This is a genomic window from Rhizobacter sp. (genome assembly GCA_021153565.1).
In the GTDB taxonomy this organism is placed as follows: domain Bacteria; phylum Pseudomonadota; class Gammaproteobacteria; order Burkholderiales; family Burkholderiaceae_C; genus Albitalea.
In genome coordinates, this window is record JAJKJU010000263.1 from 1 (window position 1) to 6,646 (window position 6,646).

General features: G+C 62.3%; 7 protein-coding genes and 1 pseudogene. 3 read left to right on the forward strand and 5 right to left on the reverse strand.

Translation table 11 applies throughout. From position 1 onward, the window contains the following. Positions 1-97 precede the first annotated feature (97 nt). The 3 genes from AC30NL_RS16835 to AC30NL_RS16845 all read right to left on the reverse strand — a co-directional run bounded on the left by AC30NL_RS16835 (position 98) and on the right by AC30NL_RS16845 (position 2,067). Positions 98-709, reverse strand: coding sequence for a hypothetical protein (locus AC30NL_RS16835; RefSeq protein ID WP_489465150.1), 612 nt, complete (start codon positions 707-709; stop codon positions 98-100). A 48-nt stretch (positions 710-757) separates the two neighbouring features. After that, a complete protein-coding gene (locus AC30NL_RS16840) occupies positions 758-925 on the reverse strand; it encodes a hypothetical protein (RefSeq protein WP_489465151.1) in 168 nt (55 codons plus the stop codon). A 596-nt stretch (positions 926-1,521) separates the two neighbouring features. Further along, positions 1,522-2,067 carry a relaxase/mobilization nuclease domain-containing protein gene (locus AC30NL_RS16845; protein ID WP_489465152.1) on the reverse strand — a complete coding sequence of 182 codons (546 nt, stop codon included), beginning with the start codon at positions 2,065-2,067 and terminating at the stop codon, positions 1,522-1,524. A gap of 155 nt (positions 2,068-2,222) precedes the next feature. Between AC30NL_RS16845 and AC30NL_RS16850 the strand changes: the two genes are divergently transcribed. The 3 genes and pseudogenes from AC30NL_RS16850 to AC30NL_RS16860 all read left to right on the forward strand — a co-directional run bounded on the left by AC30NL_RS16850 (position 2,223) and on the right by AC30NL_RS16860 (position 3,803). After that, entirely contained in the window at positions 2,223-2,477 is a 255-nt protein-coding gene (locus AC30NL_RS16850) for a hypothetical protein (RefSeq protein ID WP_489465153.1), read from the forward strand. Between the two features lie 704 nt (positions 2,478-3,181). Further along, a complete protein-coding gene (locus tag AC30NL_RS16855) occupies positions 3,182-3,304 on the forward strand; it encodes a hypothetical protein (RefSeq protein WP_489465154.1) in 123 nt (40 codons plus the stop codon). Between the two features lie 19 nt (positions 3,305-3,323). Beyond that, positions 3,324-3,803 (forward strand): annotated as a pseudogene (locus tag AC30NL_RS16860) (tyrosine-type recombinase/integrase). A gap of 719 nt (positions 3,804-4,522) precedes the next feature. On the opposite strand, the gene AC30NL_RS16865 reads toward AC30NL_RS16860, so the two are convergent. After that, the gene (locus AC30NL_RS16865) at positions 4,523-5,362 is read right to left on the reverse strand and encodes a DNA-binding protein (protein WP_489465155.1); all 840 of its coding nucleotides are present in this window, start codon (positions 5,360-5,362) and stop codon (positions 4,523-4,525) included. A gap of 114 nt (positions 5,363-5,476) precedes the next feature. Continuing rightward, complete coding sequence (locus tag AC30NL_RS16870) at positions 5,477-6,418, reverse strand: DNA-binding protein (RefSeq protein ID WP_489465156.1); 942 nt, start codon at positions 6,416-6,418, stop codon at positions 5,477-5,479. Positions 6,419-6,646: the final 228 nt, after the last annotated feature.

Below are 6,646 nucleotides of genomic sequence, written 5' to 3' on the forward strand. Positions count from 1 at the left end.
CTCGTGTTGGAAGGCTTCGATAACACCCCGCAAAAGGTCTCTGGCTCGGAACAGCGGCCAGCTGCGGATTGGCACATGATCACACGGGATGGGACAACTATAATACCGCAACGCCTGCAGCATTCATTTGCCGCGCCCATACTTCATAAGCATAGGGGCTAACGCCGCTGCTTCCGTGGCTCAATACCAAGGCAGGTACTTTGCCAGTGGTGTTCTTTGGCATCAGCAAGTCACCATATACGACCACCTGCTTAGTGCCCGTCATGTTGCGCCTGGCATATGACCACATGCTCAATGGCGTGATCGAGATGAACTCAATCCGTCCAGTCTGTCCACCGCTCAGGTCGGTCAGCGGTGCAGCACTTGCTGCCGAAGTGAAGGAGGCCGCGAGGGCTATTGCTAGAACGATGTGTTTCATGTCAAAGGACCTTTCACGAAGTCGATGACTTCTTTGACGGCTTGGTCTTTGGCCGCCACCATTTGCAGCGACCGTGAACCCATGACTATTGCAATCCGCAAACGCTTTGTTCCATTCGGCAAAGCCATTGATAGCCACACCAGATTTGTAGTCTCGCGCCTCACCAAGACCGCCACCCTTTACGTCGGTCAGGAACACAGAACAATATTTCGCGGTCAACGCCCTGCGCCCAAACAGGTCTGCTGGGTACTGCCATGCAAGTTGTGAAACGCGCCGGGCAAGACTCTCCATTTGATGTTTGCGCCAGCCGTGCCGCCTCGCGCTTGCTGACCGCTGGCATCAGCCCGCTTGCTTTCGCGCTTCGACCTTGGCCAGGGCTTCCTTTCGGATGGCGCTCCAGTCGGCCGGCGTCAGCGCACTTTCGGCGCCATTCAGGCCTTCCAGGAGCTTGGCTTCGAGCTGTTCTTCGGCCTTGCGCTTCTCGTCGGCGCGGATGAGCTCGCGCACGTACTCACTGGCGCTGCTGTAGCGCCCGGTCGAAATCTGGCCATCGACGTACTGCTTGAGTAGGGTCAGGCAGCGAAATGTTCATGCTCTGCATAGGGCACCTTCGTTACTCGCCACCATGCCACGAATGGCAGTAAATGGCACAAACTGTCATTCTGATCCTTCGAGGTGGCGCCGTTGAGCGGCGCCGACCTATGAGTGTCTGAAAAGGCTGTTTTTCAGACACTCGCGCGTAAGCTGTTGATTTCGCTTGAGAAATCAAGCGGTCCAAAACCGCGCAGTTTCGAGAAGTGTCTTAATATCCGCGCATGAGCTTGGTTTTAAGACATTGAGGGTGCGACTTGCTTCTGGTTCGTCAGGTACCACGCCGCCGCCAACAACACCGAGAGAGGTTGTCCACCTTCACGGTGGACAACCTTGTGAACAACGGTAGCGGTAGCGCCCCTAAGCCGTGCCAGCTCTCGCTTTGCGTCTGGTGCCCCATCAGCGGGCAGCTGTGCGATGGCCCCTTCGTTCCGACCTGAAGGGCCGCGCAGTCCAAAGCCCCCCCCCCAAGTTGCGCCTGTCGGACATCGAACAAATCGGATACCGCCGCGTCATCCGCGTTCGATGTCCGGACCGCGTCGATCAGGCCTTGGCGGAACACGATCAGGCACGCGTCCATCACCGAAATGCTTGTCGACATAGCGAACGACGTCCGCGGCAAGATTCCGATCGCTTGGGTCGGATGACTTCGCCAAGGCCAACGCCACGTTCTTCCAACTCTCCAGCGCTTCGGCGCGATGCCTTGCCACGGACTCAGGACTGCGTTCGCTCGGCCTGGGCACGCGCACCTTGCCTGCGGCCTTGACCCGCCACAAACGCTCGGGCGCCTTCCTTTGTCCGCGCGAGGCGGCACGCGTGGAGATGGCGTTGACACCGCGGTCTTGCAGTCGCGCTGCAAATCGCTCGCGCCACCGCTGCAGCTCTGCCGGCCCAGGATGCAATCGAATCCCGTCCCAGCGTTCGGCCTTCACTGCCAAGTGAACGTGAGGAGAGTCAGTGTCTTCGTGGAGTACGAAAACATACTTGTGGCCGCTGAATGTCTCGCGTGCGAAGTCACGAGCGGCGTCGCGCACGGCCTCGGGAGTGAGCGAATCCAATAACGACGGAATGCTGCGCGAATGGGGAACACGGCTTTTCTACGGGATGCCGAAGAAAGCCAAGAAACAAGGTGGTAAATCACTCGGCATGGCGGGAGGGGCCCTTCTCAGCGCGAGCGAGGTCCGTAACCGGGTTCGCCATGCCGTGAGCCCAGGTGCAAAGCAAAGTGGTGGTCAAGATCACCGGAGGCGGCACCGGCATGAAGGCCATCGCCGCCCACATGCGCTACATCAGTCGGCAGGGCAAACCGGAGGTCGGCGGTCGTGGACAAACCCTCGAACTCGAAGACGAGAACGGCAACAAGATCTCAGGGGCGCAAGAGATCAAGGATCTTCAAAACGATGAACCTGCCGGCATCGACAGCATGACGTTGAACGCCTCACGTCGGCGTGACTCGTCCTCGATGTAGCTTCCGCTGACGCTTTGGATAACTCCGATGAATTGGAGACGCCGCTCTTTCGCTTGAGCATCGGACGCAGCTTTCCGAGTAATTTTGAGGCGACTTCTACATGCTCTGAAATTTCGCTGACGCTGCGCTCAAGCATCAGTTTCTCCACTACCTTCGCGCCGCCGGATGAGGCGCGAATCGATTTGGCGATTTGCTCGACGTTGCGGCCGATTGCCACGAGTTTCTGGTTCGAATCTCCAAGGGCAAGCACAGCATCCTGAAGTGATGGGCCTTCGCCTGGGCTTGTGCCGTCTTGGCCCGTGCTGACATCGCGCTCAGCCGTGTCGCCCGTCACGCCCACGCCTTCGATCACCGCCCGCAACAAGGCGGCTCGCGAACGAAAGCCGTCTCGCCGGCGCCGCTCGTCGAGCTTGGCCACCAGATCCCGGTCCAGCCAGGCGCGATAGAACGGCAGCGCCTGCGTCCTTGGAGGCCGGCTCAGACGCTGCACCGTTGGCGAGCTCGCGTCGCGCCAGATCGCGCAGCCACGTGGACGGGCCGACGCCGGCAGACGCCGCGGCAGCGTCGATCAGCGGCTTCAGATCGCCCAGGTAGTCTGCAGGCCTGGATCGCCTCGTTCGACAGTGACGGCATCGGCCTGCTGCGGGCGCTGAAATTCGACCAGATCGGCTTCCACCCGTTGCGAGCTGCACGGCATCGCCGATGTGCGCCAGGTCCAGCCGGTGCATGTGGCGGCCTACATCGAGGGCCTGCAGATTGCGGCGCCCTCGGTGAAGCAGCGCCTGGCCGCGCTTCGCATGCTCTTTGACCGCCATCGGCCTGCGTGACCGCGCGCTCATCGGCCTGATGGTCTACACGTTCGCGCGCGTCGGCGCGGCGATCAAGATGCGCGTCGAGGATGTCTACATCCAGGGGCGGCGGACCTGGGTGCGGCTGCATGAAAAGTGCGGCAAGCAGCACGAGATGCCATGCCATCACAACCTGGAGGCCTGACTGCACGAGTACATTGATGGTGCCCAGCTCGCCGGCGCGAAGGGCTACCTGTTCCAGTCTGCCGCCGGTCGCACCGGCCGGCTGTCAGAAACGCCCATGGCCCAGGCCGACGTTTTTAGGATGGTAGGCCGGCGAGCAGAGGCCGCCAACATCCACACGAGCATTGGCTGCGACAGCTTCCGCGCCACCGGCATCACCGAGTACCTGCGCAACGGCGGTAAGCTCGAGATCGCACAACAGATGGCCAACCACGAGTCGGCGCGCACCACGGGGCTCTACGACCGCCGAACCGACCAAGTCAACTTGGACGAAGTGGAACGCATCGTGATTTAGCGTTCAGCTGGCCTACACAAAGCGCGTGCCTAGAATGGGAAAAGCCCACCGAAGTGGGCTTTTCTTTTCTATCGTATGTCCCTAGGGGGAGGCTTGCGCCCGCGAGTCCTAGTGGCTAGTACATCAAGTATAAGGCTCGTGGAAAATGGGGTCAATCTTCTCACCAGATCAAGCGATCAAAGCGACGCTTTCGGCAGCGCGCCTCGGCACCTTCGAGGCGGAGATCATTGCCCCGACGCCCAGTCCTACCAGGGGCACTGGCGCTCTACGCCTGGAACGCGCAAGTTTCGGCGGCTATGCTTGCTCCGCTGCACATGTGCGAGGTGGTGATTCCGCAACGCGGTCTCTGAAGCCCTCACCACGGTATACGGCGCGCAATGGCCCTGGTCGTCTGTCTTCGAGAACAGCCTTCCAAATCCGGGTGTCGGATTCAACCCGCGTCGTGAGCTGTGGCGCGCACGGGCGCGTCAACCAAGTACCGGCAAGGTCATCGCCGAACTCAAGATGGTCTTCTGGCAGAAGATGTTCACAGGCCGTTTCGATACCCGGATCTGGAATCCGCACCTGCGCAATGTGATGCCGAATCTTGACCCGGCAAAGACGGTGCAGGACCTGCGGCGGCTCATCCACACAGACTTGGCTATTTCTGCCCATCCCCCGAAACTGCACAATTAGCCCCGGGAGGCGGCATTGTTCGCGCTGGGCGGGGATGTGCTGCTTCACTTGCGAGCGACCGTGGCCCGACGAGGCGGTCCCTCCAGCCGCTTCCCCAACTGAGCACGCAGTGCGTCGCCAGCGCCGCGCGCCTCGGACAGGGCGGCCTCCGCCGCGCTCAGTCGTTGCCGCAGTTGCCCGAGCTCGAGCTGCAACGCGGCGACCTGCGTGCGATGCTGGTCTGCCTGCTCGGCGCTCGAGCGCCGAGCTTGGTCAACCTCCTTCTGCACCTTGGTCGCGGCCGAGCGTTCGCGGTCGACATCCAGCAGCGCCCGCCGCAGGTCGGCCTGATGCCGCTCCTCAGCGGTACGTCCGGCAGTGCGTTGCTCTTCCATCTGCCGCTCGAAGGCTTGCCGCGACTCGTCCAGCGCGCGCTGCAGTTCCTGGCGCTGGAGAGCGCCATCGCCGAGTTGACGTTCCAGCGCGGACCTGAGTCCTTGCTCGCGAGCGAGGTCCTGTTCGAGTTGCTGTCGGGCCACGTCCGTGGCGGCCAGGTTCTGTCGGATACGTTCAAGCAATTCGGTAGCGCTCTGCGCTTTCGCCAACGCAGCCTCGGCCTCGGTCTTTGCCGTCAGCACCGCGGCTTGGGCTTCGTCGCGCAGGGCCGCGAGGCTGTCCTGGGCGAGCGCCTGTGCGCGTTGCCACAGGGCGCCGATCGCCTCGCCGGCGGCGTCGCGCAGTTCTTCGGGCAGGTCGGGATGCTCGATGCGTACACGGCTCTTCTCGCGCAGCGTCGACCAGAAGCGCGTCAGCGCTTCGGCCGGCGCGCTCATGCTGCCTTTGCGCACGAGCTGGTACAGCTTGTTGGCCGTGGGCGTGATGCCGTGTCGGAAAAACAGCAGCACGCACACTTGGGGTCTGGGGAGCAACGGAACAGAAAGTGCAGTTAAGCGATGAGGGCATAAGCAGGATGGAAATGGTCGGTTAAACGGCATAAGCGCCATGTTGACCTTCACCGTTCACTTGCGTGCGACAGCCTTGCGCGTCGGCCTGGCCTCCAGCCGCTTCTCAAGCTGAGCGCGCAGAGCTTCGCCAGCGCCTCGCGCCTCGGCCGAAGTGGCCTCCGCTGCGCTCAGCTTTTGCCGCAGTTGCCCAAGCTCATGCTGCAACTCGCCGACCTGCGCCCGATGCTGGTCTGCTTGCTCGCCGGTCGAGCGGCGAGCCTGCTCTACCTCCTTCTGCAATTTGGCCGCGGCCGAGCGTTCGCGGTCGACGTCCAGCAGAGCTCGCCGCAGATCGGCCTGATGCCGCTCTTCGGCGGTGCGTGCAGTGGCGCGTTGCTCTTCCATCTGTCGCTCGAAGGCTTGCCGTGACTCTTCCAGCGCGCGCTGCAGTTCTTGGCGTTGGAGAGCGCCGTCGCCGAGTTGCCGTTCCAGTGCTGACCGCAGGCCTTGCTCGCGAGCGAGGTCCTGCTCGAGTTGCTGTCGGGTCGCGTCGGTGTCGACCAGATCCTGACGAACGCACTCGAGCGATTCGTCCGCGCTTTGCGCTTTCGCCAATGCGGCCTCGACTTCGGCCTTGGCCGTCAGCACGGCGGCCTGGGCTTCACCGCGCAGGGCCGTCAAGCTGTCCTGGGCAAGCGCCTGCGCACGCTGCCACAGGGCGCTGATCGCTTCGCCGGCGGCGTCGCGCAGTTCCTCTGGCAGATCGGGGTGCTCGATGCGCACGCGGCTCTTGTCGCGCAGCGTCGCCCAGAACTTGGCCAGCGCCTCGGCCGGTGCGCTCATGCTGCCCTTGCGCACGAGCTGGTACAGCTTGTTGGCCGTGGGCGTGATGCCGTGCCGGAAGAACAGCAGCACGCACACCTCGCGGTACAGCTCCTGTGTGTCGGCGCTGCGCCCGCGCAGGGCATCGATTTCAGCCTGCAGGCGGTGGTCTTCGGCGGCTACGGTGTCGGACATGCGCGCTCCCGGATGGCTATGAGGATTGATATTACGACGTAATACGTTGCATTTATTGATTTTGAAGATAGTCAATGGACATAAGTCTTCTAATGTCCATAGAATAGATGCAATCCCGATTTTTCACCACGCTCACCGTGTCAGCCCTCCTGCCGCTCGACCAGATGCCCGTATCCGCCGACTTGAGCGGCGCGGCCGGGCGCAATCGCTCGTCCGGCAAGGCGCAGA

What these genes read in the sequence shown, in the direction of transcription:
- AC30NL_RS16835 (WP_489465150.1), bottom strand. Translation starts at nt 709, where the DNA reads ATGGAGAGTCTTGCCCGGCGCGTTTCACAACTTGCATGGCAGTACCCA.
- AC30NL_RS16870 (WP_489465156.1), bottom strand. Translation starts at nt 6,418, where the DNA reads ATGTCCGACACCGTAGCCGCCGAAGACCACCGCCTGCAGGCTGAAATC.